The sequence below is a fragment of the Comamonas endophytica genome, assembly GCF_023634805.2.
In the GTDB taxonomy this organism is placed as follows: Bacteria; Pseudomonadota; Gammaproteobacteria; order Burkholderiales; family Burkholderiaceae_C; genus Comamonas; species Comamonas endophytica.
Window position 1 is genome coordinate 476924 of sequence record NZ_CP106881.1, and the last position, 16480, is coordinate 493403.

Genomic DNA, 16480 nt, shown 5'->3' on the forward strand with positions numbered 1-16480 from the left:
CCTGCGGCGGCTGGACGCTACTGGCGTTCCGGGCTGCCGCTTTGCAGGCGCAGGGCGGAGTCGGCCACCACGCCGCAGTGCCAGTCGTCTTCCTGCAGCACACCCATTTCACGCATGCGGGCGTCGAAAGCCTCGGCCGGCAAACCGGGCGAACACAGGAATCCCTGGAAGAACTGGCATTGCAGCGACTGCAGACAATCGCGCTGCGCGCTGGTCTCCACGCCCTCGGCGACGACCTCCGTGCCCAGCGCCTTGCCCATGCTGATGATCGCGCTGACGATGGCCCGGTCGCCCGGGTCCTGCGGCAGGCCGCGCACGAAGGACTGGTCGATCTTGATCTTGGCGATCGGCAGTTTCTTGAGATAGCCCAGGCTGGAATAACCGGTGCCGAAATCATCGATCACCAGCCCCACGCCCAGCTCGGCGATGGAGCGCACGCGTGCCGCCATCTCGTGGGCATCCTGCAGCAGGATGCTTTCCGTCAGCTCCAGCTCCAGCAGGTGCGCCTGCAGGCCGTGGCGCGACAGCAGCTGCTGCAGCCGCTCGACGAAGTCGGGCTGGCGGAACTCCAGCGCCGAGACATTGACCGACACCTTCAGCGGCCGCCCCCCAACGCTCCAGCGCACGGCTTCGCAAATCGATTGCTCGAGCACCCAGGCGCCCAGCGTCACGATGTAGCCCGACTCCTCCGCCATGGGGATGAACACGCCGGGCGAGACCATGCCGAATTCGGGATCGTTCCAGCGCAGCAGGGCCTCGGCCCCGACGATGCGGTTGCTGCCTATATGCACCTGCGGCTGGAAATAGACCGCCATGCGGCCGTGCTCCAGCGCCTGGCGCATCGCATGCTCGAGCTTCATGCGCGACAGCAGGCCGGAGTTCATCTGCGGCTGGTAGAAGCTGTAATGCCCGCGGCCGCGCTCCTTGACCCGGTACATCGCGGTATCGGCCTGCATGATGAGCTCGTCGAGCGTATGGCCGTGGTGGGGGTACTGGGACACGCCGATGCTGCACTGCACCGAGAAACCCAGCCCATCCAGCAGGAAGGGACGCAGCATCTCGCGCAGGATGCGCTGCGCCACGCTGGCCGCCAGGGTTTCGTCGCAGCCCTCGAGGTAGAGCACGAATTCGTCGCCGCCCAGTCGGCAGAGCATGTCGGCCGCGCGCAGGCAGCCCTGCAGCCGCTCGGCCACCAGCTTCAGCACGCGGTCGCCAAACTGGTGGCCCAGCGAATCGTTGATGATCTTGAAACGGTCGAGGTCGATGAACAGGATCGCGAACACCTCATGGCCGTCCGCCGCGCGCGCCAGCGCCCGCTCCACATGGGCGGACAGGCACAGGCGGTTGGGCAGGCCCGTGAGGGCGTCGCTGAAGGCCAGCTCCTCGATGCGCTGCTGCGCCTGGCGCTGCTGCGTCAGGTCGCGCATGAAGCCAATGGTCTGGAAGACCATGTCCTGCGCATCGCGCAGCGCCACCCACGACAGCCGTACGGCGCAGCGCTGCTGCCCGCCCTGCTCGAGCCACAGGTTGCCCTGCCAGAAGCCGCCGCCGCGCCATTCCTGCGCTGCGGCCGCATACCAGTCGGCCGGAGCGCTGCTGCCGAACAGCTCCCGCACATCGCGCCCCGCCCAGTCGCCCTCGCCCATCAGCCGCAGGCAGGCGGGATTGGCGCGCACCAGCCGGTGCGCGGCATCGGCAATGAAGATGGCATCCAGGCTGCAGTCGAACACCCGCGCCGCCAGTTTCAGGCCGGCCTGCACCTCCACCTCGTGCGTGATGTCGCGAAAGCTGTGGATGCGGCCGATGGGCGCGCCGCGCTTGAGCTGGGGCACGGAGCGCCGCTCGATGATGTGCCCGCTCTCGAGCTCCAGCACGTCGGTGCTCTCGAGCAGCGGCTGGCGCTGAAGCTGCTCGAGCCGCAGCAGGTAGGCCTGGCGGTCACGCACCTTGGCGGCCATGTACTCGAGAATGCCGGCATCGTTGCGCTGGACCAGCATGTGCTGCGGCAGCCCCCAGATGGCGGCCAGGCGATGGTTGAATGCGCGGATGCCGCCATCCTGGCTGCACACCAGCATGCCGTCGGCCGTGGAGTCGAGCGTGGCGCGCAGGTCCGACAGCAGGCCCTCGAGTTCCTGCTCGGTGTGCGCCTGCTCGCTGCGGTCCAGCATGCTCAGCATGATCCAGCCGTTCTCGCCACCCAGGGGGCAGTCGATGCGTTCGACGCGCTGCTCCACCGGACGCAGCGTGCCGTCGCGGCACTGCACCTGCGTCAGCGTCTGCGAGCCATTGCGCCACTGGCTGGCGTCTTCCCAGAGGCACAGGTCCTGCGGCGTGGCGGCCAGCGCCTGCACCGGCATGCCCTGCATGTCCTCGCGGTCATAGGCCGTCAGCCGCTGCGCTGCACGGTTGGCAAAGCGGATGCACAGCGTGTCCTCATCGATCAGCCACACCGCCTCGAGCAGCGCATCGAGCGTCTGGTGCCAGAGGGCTTGCAATGGCTGGTTCATGGCTGGCAAGGCTCCACCGCACGTTCGAAGAAATAGCAGATGTGCTGGCGCGGCGAGAGATAGCTCAGCGCCTCGCGCGGCAATTGGTCCAGGCGCAGGCTGCGCCGGATGCTGATGTCCGGGCATTGCTCCAGATTCAGCGGCTTTGCCTGCGCCAGCGGCACGCTGGCGTCGTACACCAGCAGCTCGGGCTTGAGCGGGCGCGAACTGTTGACCGAAACCACCATCGCGTAGCGCCCGTCCGCAAGCTGCACCACCGAGCCTGGCGGGTACACGCCCATCATGCGGATGAATACCCGCAGCATCGCCGGATCGAAGCGTTCGCGGAACTGGGCATAGAGCTGCGACAGCGCCTCGTGCGGCGTCAGCCCGCCCCGCGCGAATTCCGGATTGCAAAGCCGATCGTAGGCATTGACCAGGCACAGCACCTTGCCGGTCGTGCTCAGGTCCTCGTCGATCAGGTGCAGCGGAAAACCGCTGCCGTCGGCAAATTCGTGGTGCTGGGCAATGGCCGTGAGCACATCGCTGGACACACCCATGCCCAGCGCCAGCGCCACCGAATCCCCGACGTGGCGCTCGTATTGTTCGCGCGTGAGCGGCGCGGTGCCGGGAGTGCTGTCCTTGCCGATGTCATGCAGCAAGGCCGCCGTGCCCAGTTCGTGCAGCTGCGCCGGCTCCATGCCCAGGGCCCGGCCCAGCAGCAGGCACAGCGCCGTGACATTGATCGGATGTTCGGCCTGGCGGTTGCCGGAGCCTTCGGACAGCAGGCGGATCACCAGGTCGCCCGCGGGCAGCACGTCGTGCAGATAGCTCTGGACCATGCTGTCGCACAGCTCCAGCGCCTGTGCCGGCTCCGTGCCGGCGCTGGCGAAGACCCGCAGGTAATCGCGCGCGGCGCCGCGAAAGCGCTCATTGCAGCGCTGCCACAGCGCAGGCTGCGCAGCCGGTGCGGGATCGGCAGCCGCGGGAGCCTCGCCTGCGGATGCGGCCTCGGCGCGCTGCGCGTCCTGCGCTGCAGCGGCAGGCGCCGTGTCCTCGGCAGGCACGATATCGCTTCGATCGGGAAAATAACGGATGGCCTCGAGCCCCAGCGCCTGCAGGGTCCGGAGCTGGCTATCGGAAACAATACGGAAGCTGTTGACGGGAAAGGGATGGCGCATCCAGCCGACTTCCAGCTGGATGTACATGCCTAGCCGCAAAGCTTGCGGATTGATCAGGACAGAAGAATTCACACTTGAAAGCGATACCGTACAAAAGGTTGCACAACTGTCCAATTGTTTCGGCAATTATGACCACTTCTTTAGCGCCAACGTGCATCTGGTTACCGGTGCCGATGTTTTGCCAATACGGATGCAAATGATGCAACAAAAAAGCCGCGCCTCGACGCGTTTCGACGCAACCAATGCATCAAGCCGGCGGCGCCTGGCACGCCGCGGGTCCTTGCGCGCGTCGGAGGGGCGCAAAGGGTGCGCATGGGCGGCCTATATCTCCACCCATCGAAGTGTTTTCCGTGCGCCCTGCTGTTCATCAATCGCCCAAACGCAGATAAGCTTTGTCTGCGATCCAGCCACGTTTCTTTCAAGGAGGCCCTATGTACCAACGCATTCTCATTGCCACCGATGGCTCGCCGCTGTCCGAACAGGCGGTGGAAAGCGGGCTCTCGCTGGCGGCGCTGTGCAAGGCCAGCGTCGTCGTCGTCAAGGTGGTGCCGCTGTATACGCGCAGTTTCCTTGAGGGCGGCGACTACACCAGCCTCGAGGACGTGAAGCGCATCGAGGACCAGTGGGTGCACAGCGCGCAACAGTCGCTCAACGACATCCAGGCCACGGGCGAGGCCCGCGGCGTGGTGGTGACGACCAGCGTGATGAAATCCGACCTGGTAGCCGAGACGCTGATCGACGTGGCCAAGGAGCACGCCTGCGACCTGATCGTCATGGCCTCGCACGGCCGCAAGGGCCTCAAGCGCCTGCTGCTGGGCAGCGAGACCCAGCATGTACTGACGCATTCGACGGTTCCCGTGCTGGTCCTGCGCTGAACGCAGCGATCAGGCGCCGAACAGCTCCTGGTACTGCGCGCGCAGCAGATTCTTCTGCACCTTGCCCATGGTGTTGCGCGGCAGCTCCGGCACGACGAAGCAGCGCTTGGGAATCTTGAAGTTCGCCAACTGCCCCTTGAGCGCATCGAGCAGCGCCTGGGGCTGCACTTCGGCGCCGGACTTGGGCACCACCACCGCCACCCCGACCTCGCCGAAGTCCGGATGCGGCACACCGACCAGCGCGCTTTCGGCCACGCCGGCCATTTCGTTGATGAAGCTCTCGACTTCGGCGGGATAGACGTTGTAGCCACCGGAGATGATCAGGTCCTTGCTGCGCCCGACGATGCTCAGATAGCCCAGCGCATCGAAGCGGCCCACGTCGCCGGTCTTGAACCAGCCATCGGCGGTGAATTCCTCGGCGGTCTTCTCGGGCATGCGCCAGTAGCCGCTGAAGACATTGGGCCCGCGCACCTGGATATTGCCGATCTCATCGACGGCTGCGGCCTGCCCCGCATCGGTGAGCACGCGTACCTGCACGCCCGGCAGCGCGAAGCCCACGGTGCCGGGACGGCGCTCGCCCGCCTCGGCGGCGCAGGGGTTGGAAGTCAGCATGATGGTCTCGCTCATGCCGTAGCGCTCGAGAATGGTGTGGCCGGTGCGCTGCTGCCAGGCCTGGTGGGTTTCGGGCAGCATCGGCGCCGAACCCGAGATGAACAGCCGCATGTGCTGCGTGGCTTCGCGCGTCAGGCGCGCGTCGGCCAGCATGCGCACATAGAGCGTGGGCACGCCCATGAACACGGTGGCGTCGCGCATGCGCGCGATCACCGCCGCGGGATCGAACTTCGCGAACCAGATCATCTTGCTGCCGTTGAGCAGCGCGCCATGGATGGCGACGAACAGCCCATGCACGTGGAAGATCGGCAGCGCGTGGATCAGCACGTCGCCCGGGCGCCAGCCCCAGTAGTCCTTGAGCACCTGCGCGTTGCTCAGCAGGTTGCCGTGCGAGAGCATCGCGCCCTTGCTGCGGCCCGTGGTGCCGCTGGTGTAGAGGATGGCGGCGAGGTCATCGGCCGTGCTGGCCGCGGGCGCGTGCGCATCGCTGTGGTGCGCGGCGCGCTCGAGCAGGCTGCCGCTGGTGTCCTCGCCCAGCGTGAACACCGCGTGCGTTCCGGCCTTGAAGGCGATCTTCGAGACCCAGCCGAAGTTGGCTGGCGCGCAGACCACCACCGCAGGCTCGGCATTGGCGATGAAATACTCGATCTCTGCGCTCTGGTAGGCGGTGTTGAGCGGCAGGAACACATGGCCGGCGCGCAGCGTCGCGAGGTACAGCAGCAGTGCCTCGACCGACTTCTCGACCTGCACCGCGATGCGGCTGCGCGGCGGCAGCTGCAGCGAATCGAGCAGATTGGCGATGCGCGCGCTGGCCTGCTCGAGATCGCGCCAGCTGTAGTGGCGGCTTTGGCCATCGGCAGCGATGGCTTCGATGGCCGTGGCATCGAGGTCCGCGGGAAACGCGGCACGCAAGGCGGTGAACAGATTGTCGTCGGAAGGCATGGGAATCCAAGTTTGCTGAAGTTTCAAAAGACCGGGGCGCGCTTGGCCAGGAAGGCGGCAATGCCCTCGCGGTGCTCGGCCCCATCGGCATAGGCATAGATATCTTCGCCGGGCAGGCCGTGCCGGCCCTGCCCGGCGAGCTGCTGCGCCGCGGCCAGGGGCGCGGCCAGCAGCGCGCGCAGGATCTGCTTGTTGCGCCGCGCGGCTTGCGGCGCCAGCGCCGCGATGCGCCGGGCGCTGGAGTGCGCGGCGAATGGCAGCTCGGCATCTTCGACCACGGTGCCGACGAAGCCGCGCTGCGCCATCTCGGCGGCGCTGAAGGTGGCGGCTTCCAGCAGCATCTGCCGTGCCGTGAGCGCACCTGCCGCGGTGGCCACCAGCGCCGCTTCGCGCGGCGCCATGGGAAAACCCAGGCGGGCGATGGGCGCCCCGAAGCGCGCGGATTGCGCGGCCAGACGCAGATCGGCGCAGGCCGCGATCTCCACGCCCGCGCCCATGCAGGCGCCGGCAATGGCTGCAACGATCGGCACCTCGCAGTCCAGCATGGCCGACAGGCCGCCCCATACCGCGTTCTCGTGGAAATCGCGCAGTGCCGCAGGGTCGAAGCGGAAGGCCGGATATTCGGAGATATCGCCGCCGGCGCAGAAGGCGGCCTCGCCGGATTCGGCGCTGCCTTCGATCAATATGCAGCGCAATTGCTGGTCACCCTGGAAAGACGCGAAGGCTGCGCGCAGCTGATGCCACATTTGCACGGACATGGCGTTGCGCTTGCCGGGGTGGTGCAGCTGCACGCGGACGATGCCGAAGGGATCGGGGGGGAGGATTTTTATTTCACCGGTCATCTATTGGAGGAACTTGGCATACGTTCTCTTTACTGTAGGGAAGGACGTTCATCCTTCGACAGGCTCAGGACGAACGGCTCAAAGCGTTCGTGGTGAGCCTGTCGAACCAACGGGCCAAACCGTTCGTGGTGAGCCTGTCGAACCATGGAGGTCTCTTTCAATTGGACGTCTTTCGATCCTTCGACGGGGCCGACCAGGCAGGCCCAGGACGAACGGTTCTATACGTCTCTCGGGCAGCTCCTACTCCACCTTCGCCCCCGAAGCCTTCACCACCTGGGCCCAGCGCTTGATTTCACCCGTGACCATGGCCGCGAACTGCTCCTTGGTCAGCGCGCCGTACTCCGCGCCATTTTGCGCCCAGATGGCCTTGAGTTCGGGGTTCTGGCCCAGGCGGCGCAGTTCCTCGATCATCTGGCCTTGCTGCTCGGCCGGCGTGCCCTTGGGCGCCCACATGCCGTACCAGGTGGTCACGGTGTAGTCGGGCAGGCCGACTTCGGCAGCGCATGGCACATCGGGCAGAGAAGGGTTGCGCTTCGTGCCCGACACCATCAGCGCCTTGATGCGCCCGCCCTTGATATGCGCGGCGGAGGATCCCAGGCCGTCGAACATCATGTCGACATTGCCGGCGATCAGGTCCTGCAGCGCCGGGCCCGCGCCGCGGTAGGGAATGTGCGTGACGAAGGTGTTGCTCTGCAGCTTGAACAGCTCGCCCGCGAGATGGTGCGAGGTGCCCGCGCCGGCCGAGGCATAGTTGAAGCTGCCGGGCTTGCGCCGCAGCTCGGCAATCAACTCCTGGATGGTCTTGGCGGTGACGGTGCGCGGGTTGACGACGACCACCTGCGGCACGCTGGCGAGCAGCGCCAGCGGGATGAAATCGCGCTCGAGGTCATAGTCCAGGCGCGCGTAGACCGAGGGCGCAATCACATGGTGCGTGCCGCCCATGAAATAGTTGTAGCCATCGGCGGGCGCCTTGGCGGCGAAGCTCGCGCCCACGGTGCCGCCGGCGCCGCCGCGGTTGTCGATGACCAGCGTCTTGCCGGTGCTCCTGGCGAACTGCGCCGCCAGCGGGCGCGCAAAGGCATCGGTGCCGCCGCCCGCGGGAAAGGGCACGACGAGATTCACCGGCTTGGTCGGCCATGCCGGCGAGCCTGGGTTCTGCGCCCAGCTGTGGCCCGTCACTGCGACCATGGCCGCGGCGGCCGCGCGCAGTGCATCGCGGCGTTGCAAAGAGATATCCGCCATCGCTTGTGTCCCCTGGTGGTTGTTGTTCGGCGCGCTGCGACTTCAGCCCTTCATCAGCATCTCTATGTCGCGTGATACCGGTAGCCGGCCCTGCGCCAGCAGGCCGCGGTGCTTGTCGATCTTCTTGAGGTCGTAGAGGTAGTTCACCATCAGCCCGAAGGACTGCTTCTCGCCCTTGGCCGACGGATCGCCGCCCCAGTTCAGGCGCTCGACGCGCGCGCCGTTGCCCAGGTGGAAGCGCGCCACGGGGTCGAGCGGGCGTCCGTTGTGGCTTTCCTTGCCCAGGTAGTGCGCCGCGCACCACAGCAGCGCGCGGCGCACCGGCGACTGCTCGGGCAGCTGCGCGGCCTTCTCGGCGGCTTGCAGCAGCAGCGCGGCATCGAGCTGCGCCTGGGGCTCCACGCCAAGTGCCCGCGCCAATTCGCTGCGCGGCTTGTCGCCCATGCGCGCCAGCAGCGGGGTGCCGTGCTTGGCCAGCCAGCTGCGGAAGCCGGGTATCGGCGACAGCGTGGCGAAGGTGCGCAGGCGCGGGAACTCGGCGCTGAGCGTCTGCGCGACATGCTTGATCAGCGAGTCGCCAAAGCTCACGCCGCGCAGTCCCGCCTGGGTGTTGCTGATGGAATAGAAGATGGCGGTGGTGGCGCGGCTGATGTCGGCCGTGGCCGCGCTCTCGTCGAGCAGCGGCGTGATGCTGTCGGACAGGTCGTCGACCAATGCCACCTCGACGAAGATCAGCGGCTCGCCCGGCAGGCGCGGGTGGAAGAAGCCATAGCAGCGGCGGTCGCTGTCCAGCCGGTTCTTCAGATCGGCCCAGCTGCGGATGTCGTGCACCGCCTCGTACTGGATCAGCTTCTCGAGCAGCGATGCCGGAGAGTCCCAGCTCAGACGCTTGAGCTCCAGGAAGGCCACGTCGAACCAGGTGGAAAACAGATGCTCGAGCTCGGCATCGAGCGCCGCGAAACGCTGGTCGGCGCGCGGCAGCGCCAGCAGTTCGGCGCGCAGATCGAGCAGGAAGCGCATGCCCCCCGCCGGCACGGCAAAGCGCTGCAGCAGCCGCGTGCGCGCCGAAGCCAGCGCACGGCGCAGCGCGATCTCGGCCTGGCTGCGCTCGAGTGCGGACTCGGCCTGGTCGAAGTGCTGGCGCGCGCGCTGCAGGCGCTCGGCATCGGGGCCGAACTGCTCGCAGATCAGCAGCCACAGATCCTGGCGCGCCTCGGGCGAGGCCGCGGCATACCAGTCGATGACATCCTTGGCGCGGCGCCCGCCTTCGACTTCGCTGGCCTGCTCCGCGGAGGCCGCCAGCAGATCGTCCATCAGCCGGCGCAGCACGCGCGGCGCCAGCGCCTCGGTGCCACGGCGCAGCGAGGCCTTGAGGCGCTCGTGCGTCGAACGCGGCGCGGGGGGCGCCTGCGCGGCTGGCGCGGGTGCCAGTCGCGGGGTGCGCAGCCTGGACACGCCACGCGCAATCCATCCAGATGCCAGGTTCATGCAGCAGGTCCTCGGGTGACAGATGAGGCAGAGGATCGCATCCTCATGGCCCTCACGCCATTATGGGTTGCCCTGCCCCGGGCTGCCGGCTGTCGCCTGGGCGACGCTTCAGGCAGGACGTTGCGGTTGGGGCTGCGGCTGGCGCTGCGCCCACAGCCACAGCAGCACGCCAGCCGCCATCATCGGCAGGCACAGCCATTGGCCCATGCTCAGGCCCATCGACAGCAGGCCCAGGTAGTCATCGGGTTCGCGGAAATATTCGGCGATGAAGCGCAGCAGGCCGTAGCCAACCAGGAACGCCGCCGCCACCTGGCCTTGGCGGTGCTCCTTGCGCGCATATAGCCACAGCAGCGCGAACAGCAGCAGGCCTTCGAGCAGGAACTGGTAGATCTGCGAGGGATGGCGCGGCTGCATCGAGCCGCTGTGCGCGAACACCATGCCCCAGGGCAGGTCCGGGCTGGCAAAGCGCCCCCAGAGTTCGCCATTGATGAAATTGCCGATGCGCCCTGCCGCCAGGCCGGTGGGCACGCAGGGCGCGACGAAGTCGGCCACCTGCAGCCAGGGGCGGCGGCGCGAACGCGCAAACCAGGTCATCGCGCCCAGCACGCCCAGCAAGCCGCCGTGGAAAGACATGCCGCCCTGCCAGACCGCGAAGATCTCCAGCGGATGCGACAGGTAGTAGCCGGGCTTGTAGAACAGGCAGTAGCCCAGGCGCCCGCCGATCACCACGCCGACCACGCCCAGGAACAGGATGTCCTCCACGTCCTTGCGCGACCAGGCCTGCTCGCCCGTGAGCCGCGAGAACGGCGGATGCCGCAGGCGCCGGGTGCCCAGCCACAGGAACAGGCCGAAGGCGGCCAGATAGGTAAGGCCGTACCAGTGCACGGCAATGGGGCCGAGCTGCAGCGCGACGGGGTCGATTTGGGGGTAGATGAGCATGGCACTGATTGTGCCGTAGGCGCGGGCGGGGGCTGTGAAAGTTGCGTGAACGGGGCACTGCCTGAGCCGTTCGTGGTGGGCCTACCTTTCACCGTTCATGGTGAGCCTGCTCCCTAACCGTGGCGAGCCTGTCGAACCATGGACGGCCTGTCCTCATGCCTGGAACGCGGGCCGTTCATCCTTCGACAGGCTCAGGACGAACGGCTTGTCGGCCCACGCGTCAACAAGCGCTTTGGAAAGCCCAGGGAGAACGGTTCCGGTTTGCGAGCTCAGTCCAGTAACGACAGATCCCGCACCGCCCCCTTGTCCGCCGACATCACCAGCTTGGCATACGCCTTGAGCGCGGCCGACACCTTGCGCGGGCGGGGCTTGGCGGGTTTCCAGCCCTTGGCGTTCTGCGCCTCGCGGCGGCGCGCGAGCTCCTCGTCGCTGACCAGCACGTTGATCGCGCGGTTCGGGATATCGATCAGGATGCGGTCGCCATCCTGCACCAGGCCGATGGCGCCGCCAGCCGCCGCTTCGGGCGAGCAGTGGCCGATCGACAGGCCCGAGGTGCCGCCCGAGAAGCGCCCGTCGGTCAGCAGCGCGCAGGCCTTGCCCAGGCCCTTGGACTTGATGTAGCTGGTCGGGTAGAGCATTTCCTGCATGCCCGGGCCGCCCTTCGGGCCCTCGTAGCGCACGATGACGATATCACCGGCCACAACCTTGTCGGCCAGGATGTTCTCCACCGCTTCGTCCTGCGATTCGGTCACATGGGCGCGGCCTTCGAACACCAGCAGCGAATCGTCGACGCCCGCGGTCTTCACCACGCAACCGTCCAGCGCGATGTTGCCCGTCAGCACGGCCAGGCCGCCTTCCTTGGAAAACGCATGGTCGTAGGAGCGGATGCAGCCCTCGGCGCGGTCGAGGTCCAGGCTGGGCCAGCGCGTGCTCTGGCTGAATGCCACCTGCGTGGGGATGCCGGCGGGGCCCGCCTTGTAGAAGGTCTGCACCGCCTCGCTGGGCGCGCGCGCGATGTCCCATTCGTCCAGCGCGTCCTTGAGCGAGGCGCCGTAGACCGTGGGCACGTCGGTGTGCAGGCGGCCGGCGCGGTCGAGCTCGCCCAGGATCGCCATGATGCCGCCGGCGCGGTGCACGTCCTCGATGTGGTACTTGTTGGTGTTGGGCGCGACCTTGCACAGCTGCGGCACGGTGCGCGACATGCGGTCGATGTCGGCCATGCCGAAGTCGATCTCGGCTTCCTGGGCAATGGCCAGCAGGTGCAGGATGGTGTTGGTCGAGCCGCCCATCGCGATGTCCAGCGTGATCGCGTTCTCGAAGGCCTTCTTGCCCACCGAGCGCGGCAGCGCGCGCTCGTCGTTGCCTTCGTAGTAGCGCTTGGCCAGCTCGACGATGGTGCGGCCGGCGCGCAGGAACAGCTGCTCGCGGTCGGAATGCGTGGCCAGCACGGTGCCGTTGCCCGGCAGGGACAGGCCCAGCGCCTCGGTCAGGCAGTTCATGGAATTGGCGGTGAACATGCCCGAGCAGGAGCCGCAGGTCGGGCAGGCCGAGCGTTCGACTTCGGCCACCTGCTCGTCGGTGTACTGGTCGTCGGCGGCCATCACCATGGCGTCCACCAGGTCCAGCTTCTTGAACTCGATCTTGTGCGTCGTCGGATTCGCCAGGCGCACCTTGCCGGCCTCCATCGGCCCGCCCGAAACGAAGATCACCGGGATGTTCAGGCGCATCGCGGCCATCAGCATGCCGGGCGTGATCTTGTCGCAGTTGGAAATGCACACCAGCGCATCGGCGCAGTGGGCGTTCACCATGTACTCCACGGAGTCCGCAATGATGTCGCGGCTGGGCAGCGAATACAGCATGCCGTCGTGGCCCATGGCGATGCCGTCATCGACGGCAATGGTGTTGAATTCCTTGGCCACGCCGCCCGCGGCCTCGATCTCGCGCGCGACCAGCTGGCCCAGGTCCTTCAGATGCACGTGGCCGGGCACGAACTGGGTGAAGGAATTGGCGATGGCGATGATCGGCTTGCTGAAATCTTCGTCCTTCATGCCGGTGGCACGCCACAGGGAGCGCGCACCAGCCATGTTGCGGCCGGCAGTGGAAGTCTTGGAACGGTATGCGGGCATGGTGATCTTGAAATGGTTGCGGGAAAGCACGTGGGACGACGCCAATTATGTCGCACCTGCCCTGCCGCCGCCCGCCGCGGGGTAGGCGCGAGCGCGCGCGCTCAGCGCCGCTTGCGCGGACTCAGCACCTGCTTCTGCCGCTCGATGCGGCTTTGCCGGCGCGCCTCGTCGCGCTCGGCGGCGCGGCGCTTGGTCAGGCCCGTCGCGTCCGAGAAACTCCACCATGCCACCGTGATCCCGTAGGGCACCAGCAGCCACCACCACGACACCGCGGCCAGCGGCCCGACCTCCAGGAATCTCAACAAGGTCAGCACCAGCGCAATCAGCAACATCCACATACACAACTCCTTGCGGGAACTAAGTCCGCAGCGGCGCATCCAAGCGCATGCACCACTACAATTTCCTGCAGAACAAAGACACCCTGGAAAGTTTACGATGAAGCGCACCCTGATCACCCTGGCCCTGGCTCTCGGCGCGGCAGCCCCGGCCATGGCCGACCTGGCCTTGGCCAAGTCCAAGAACTGCATGGCCTGCCACGCCGTCGACAAGAAGCTCGTGGGCCCCTCCTTCAAGGATGTCGCGGCCAAGTATGCCAATCAAAAGGATGCGACCGACAAGCTGGCCGCCAAGATCGTCAAGGGCGGCGGCGGCGTCTGGGGCCCCGTGCCCATGCCCGCCAACGCGCAGGTGAACGATGCCGATGCCAAGAAGCTCGCTGCCTGGGTGATGCAGCAGAAGTGATCGCGCCTGTCTCCGCGCAGAAAAGCCGCCCTCGAGGCGGCTTTTTCATGGGCGCGAGCGCGTTGGCGCTCAGGGGAATTCGCGCGAAGGAGGCACGAACAGGCGGTCGTCCGGGCGACGGTCGCGCAGTTGCTGCTCGAGCTGGCCGATATACGCGGCATTGCTGTTCTCCAGCTCCTTGGCGCGCGCCTGGGCGCGGGCATCGATGGTGTCGAGGCGTTCGAGCACCGCGTTCTGGCCCTGCAGATGCTGGGCTTCGAGCACGGCGCGCAGCTCGGTGAAGCGCGAGGCCTCGGCCTTGTCGGCCAGCTCGCGCTGGGCCTGCATTTCCTTGTTGTGGCGGCGCGTTTCGAGCAGTACCGAAGTCTGCAGCGACAGCACATAGGCAATGAAGAAAATGGCCAGCAGCACCGTGAGGCCCAGCATGATCACGCCCAGCGGCGCCTGCACTGTGGTCACGCCCAGGTTGACGGCGGAATAGGCGGCCAGCGTCGGCCAGTTGAGCGCCGCCAGCGCGGCGATGGCCAGCACGATCAGGGCCAGGATGATGGTTCGGAAATGCATGCCTGTTCTTCTCCTCGGTCGGTGCGCGGCCCGGGGTGGGCCGCCTGCCCTGCATTTGTAACCCATGCAAAGCCCTGCCGAGTGGCCCTTTCCAGCAAGAGTGGCGCCGTCCTACATATCACCGTTGCACCGCATATCGAGCCTCACACCCTTGCAAAAACCCCAACCCATGAAAGTGGCGCGATCCAGCAGGGGGGCGCCGAGCAAGGGCCGCACCTAGGCGGCCCCCCGCAGCGAAGGTGCCGTCCCTGCGCGGGCCGCCCCCTCCACCGAAGGATGAGAGGGGGAAGCCGGGGCCCGCCTAGGGCGTGAGCGGCTCAGGGGGTGTCAATTTTTTTCGGCCAACTGCTCGAGAATCGCCGGGTTCTCCAGCGTGCTGGTGTCCTGCGTGATGGCCTCGCCCTTGGCCAGCGCGCGCAGCAGGCGGCGCATGATCTTGCCGCTGCGGGTCTTGGGCAGGTTGTCGCCGAAGCGTATTTCCTTGGGCTTGGCGATGGGGCCGATCTCCCTGGCCACCCAGTCGCGCAGCTCCTTGGCCAGCTGCTTTGCCTCCTCGCCCGTGGGCCGGCCGCGCTTGAGCACCACGAAGGCGCAGATCGCCTCGCCCGTCACGTCGTCGGGGCGGCCCACGACGGCGGCCTCGGCCACCAGGTCGGTCTTGGCCACCAGCGCCGATTCGATCTCCATCGTGCCCATGCGGTGGCCCGAGACGTTGAGCACGTCGTCGATGCGTCCGGTGATGCGGAAGTAGCTGCGGTCGCTGCTGCGCACCGCGCCGTCGCCGGCCAGGTAGTAGCCCTTGAGCTCCTCGGGGAAGTAGCTTTTCTTGAAGCGTTCGGGGTCGTTCCAGATGTTGCGGATCATGCTGGGCCAGGGCTTCTTGATGACCAGGATGCCGCCCGTGCCGTCGGCGATGTCGTTGCCCATCTCGTCGACGATGGCGGCGGTGATGCCCGGCAGCGGCAGCGTGCACGAGCCCGGCACCAGCGGCGTCGCGCCGGGCAGCGGCGTGATCACATGGCCGCCGGTCTCGGTCTGCCAGAAGGTGTCGACGATGGGGCAGCGCTCGCCGCCCACATGGCGGTGATACCACATCCAGGCTTCGGGGTTGATCGGCTCGCCGACGCTGCCCAGCAGGCGCAGGCTCGACAGGTCGCTGCGTCCGGGGTGCACCGCGGCGTCGGCCTCGGCGGCCTTGATCAGCGAACGGATGGCCGTGGGCGCGGTGTAGAAGATCGTGCAGCGGTGGCGCTCGATCATCTGCCAGAAGCGGCCCGCGTCCGGGTAGGTGGGCACGCCCTCGTACACGATCTGCGTCGCGCCCGCGGCCAGCGGGCCGTAGGCGACATAGGTGTGGCCCGTGATCCAGCCGATGTCTGCCGTGCACCAGAAGATGTCGTCGGCGCGCAGGTCGAAGGTCCACTCCATGCTCAGCTTGGCCCACAGCAGGTAGCCGCCGGTGCTGTGCTGCACGCCCTTGGGCTTGCCGGTCGAGCCGCTGGTGTAGAGGATGAACAACGGGTGCTCGGCGCCCACCGCGACCGGCGCGCATTCCGTGCTCTGGCCGGCCAGCGCCTCGTCGAAGCTGATGTCGCGCCCCGGCGTCATCGCGCAGGCCGTGGCGGTGCGTTCGTAGACCAGCACCCGGCGCACGCTCGGGCATTCGCCCGAGGCCAGCGCGTCGTCGACGATGGCCTTGAGCGGCAGCTCCTTGCCGCCGCGCAGCTGGTAGTTGGCGGTGATAACGACCACCGCGCCGGCATCGATGATGCGCTCCTGCACCGCCTTGGCCGAGAAGCCGCCGAACACCACGCTGTGCGTGGCGCCGATGCGCGCGCAGGCCTGCATCGCCACCACGCCCTCGACGGTCATCGGCATGTAGATCAGCACGCGGTCGCCCTTTTGCACGCCCTGGGCCTTGAGCGCGTTGGCGAAGCGGCCCACGCGCTCGAGCAGCTCGCGGTAGCTCAGGCGGGTCACCGTGCCGTCATCGGCCTCGAAGACGATCGCCGTCTTGTGCTCGACGGGCGTGCCCATGTGGCGGTCCAGGCAATTGGCGCTGGCGTTGAGTTCGCCATCGGCGAACCACTGGAAGAACGGGGCGTTGGAGCGGTCCAGCGTCTGGCTGAACGGCTTGTTCCAGTCGAGGTGCTCGCGCGCCAGCCGCGCCCAGAAGCCCTCGTAGTCGGCCTCGGCCTCGGCGCACAGCGCCTGGTAGGCGGGCATGCCGGAAATGCGCGCCGCCTGCGCAAAGGCCGGCGGCGGGGGAAAGACGCGGTTTTCAACCAGCACGGATTCAATCGCGGATGACGAGGCGCTCATGGTGTGTTGTGTCTCCTTGGCTAACTCGGACCATTGTGCCGCGACTGTCGCCTGCCCGTCTTACAGGTCACTGACTTGGGCCCCGGGCAATTGGCCCTCGGCGCCGCCGGAGCACCGGCC

13 protein-coding genes are annotated in these 16480 nt (G+C 67.3%); 2 read left to right on the plus strand and 11 right to left on the minus strand.

Features of this window, described 5'->3' with window-relative positions:
* Positions 1-17: 17 nt before the first annotated feature.
* Positions 18-2507, minus strand: a complete 2490-nt coding sequence (locus M9799_RS02040) for a sensor domain-containing protein (RefSeq protein WP_231044424.1) — start codon at positions 2505-2507, stop codon at positions 18-20.
* On the minus strand, positions 2504-3694 hold the full coding sequence (locus M9799_RS02045) for a cyclic di-GMP phosphodiesterase (protein WP_231044423.1): 1191 nt from the start codon (positions 3692-3694) through the stop codon (positions 2504-2506). Before M9799_RS02045 ends, M9799_RS02040 begins: the two co-directional genes overlap by 4 nt.
* Positions 3695-4098: 404 nt before the next feature.
* Here M9799_RS02045 and M9799_RS02050 point away from each other — a divergent pair, with 404 nt between their 5' ends.
* A complete protein-coding gene (locus tag M9799_RS02050) occupies positions 4099-4542 on the plus strand; it encodes a universal stress protein (RefSeq protein ID WP_231044422.1) in 444 nt (147 codons plus the stop codon).
* Between the two features lie 9 nt (positions 4543-4551).
* Here M9799_RS02050 and M9799_RS02055 read toward each other — a convergent pair whose 3' ends face one another.
* From M9799_RS02055 to M9799_RS02085, 7 genes are all read right to left on the minus strand, one after another.
* Positions 4552-6096, minus strand: coding sequence for a malonate--CoA ligase (locus M9799_RS02055; protein WP_231044421.1), 1545 nt, complete (start codon positions 6094-6096; stop codon positions 4552-4554).
* Between the two features lie 23 nt (positions 6097-6119).
* Positions 6120-6938, minus strand: coding sequence for an enoyl-CoA hydratase/isomerase family protein (locus M9799_RS02060; protein ID WP_231044420.1), 819 nt, complete (start codon positions 6936-6938; stop codon positions 6120-6122).
* Between the two features lie 240 nt (positions 6939-7178).
* Complete coding sequence (locus tag M9799_RS02065) at positions 7179-8180, minus strand: Bug family tripartite tricarboxylate transporter substrate binding protein (RefSeq protein ID WP_231044419.1); 1002 nt, start codon at positions 8178-8180, stop codon at positions 7179-7181.
* Positions 8181-8222: 42 nt separating this feature from the next.
* Positions 8223-9668 carry a malonyl-CoA decarboxylase gene (locus M9799_RS02070; RefSeq protein ID WP_231044418.1) on the minus strand — a complete coding sequence of 482 codons (1446 nt, stop codon included), beginning with the start codon at positions 9666-9668 and terminating at the stop codon, positions 8223-8225.
* 108 nt (positions 9669-9776) lie between these two features.
* Positions 9777-10607 (minus strand): prolipoprotein diacylglyceryl transferase, encoded by an 831-nt coding sequence (gene lgt / locus M9799_RS02075; protein WP_231044417.1) that lies wholly within the window; start codon positions 10605-10607, stop codon positions 9777-9779.
* A 269-nt stretch (positions 10608-10876) separates the two neighbouring features.
* A complete protein-coding gene (gene ilvD / locus M9799_RS02080; RefSeq protein ID WP_231044416.1) occupies positions 10877-12733 on the minus strand; it encodes a dihydroxy-acid dehydratase in 1857 nt (618 codons plus the stop codon).
* 101 nt (positions 12734-12834) lie between these two features.
* Positions 12835-13071: a TIGR04438 family Trp-rich protein gene (locus M9799_RS02085; RefSeq protein WP_231044415.1), complete on the minus strand. Its 237-nt coding sequence runs from the start codon at positions 13069-13071 to the stop codon at positions 12835-12837.
* Between the two features lie 97 nt (positions 13072-13168).
* On the opposite strand from M9799_RS02085, the gene M9799_RS02090 reads away from it, so the two are divergent.
* Positions 13169-13474 carry a c-type cytochrome gene (locus tag M9799_RS02090; RefSeq protein WP_231044414.1) on the plus strand — a complete coding sequence of 102 codons (306 nt, stop codon included), beginning with the start codon at positions 13169-13171 and terminating at the stop codon, positions 13472-13474.
* A 69-nt stretch (positions 13475-13543) separates the two neighbouring features.
* Here M9799_RS02090 and M9799_RS02095 read toward each other — a convergent pair whose 3' ends face one another.
* Positions 13544-14038: a LapA family protein gene (locus tag M9799_RS02095; protein WP_231044413.1), complete on the minus strand. Its 495-nt coding sequence runs from the start codon at positions 14036-14038 to the stop codon at positions 13544-13546.
* 327 nt (positions 14039-14365) lie between these two features.
* Complete coding sequence (gene acs, locus M9799_RS02100; RefSeq protein WP_231044412.1) at positions 14366-16360, minus strand: acetate--CoA ligase; 1995 nt, start codon at positions 16358-16360, stop codon at positions 14366-14368.
* Positions 16361-16480 lie beyond the last annotated feature (120 nt).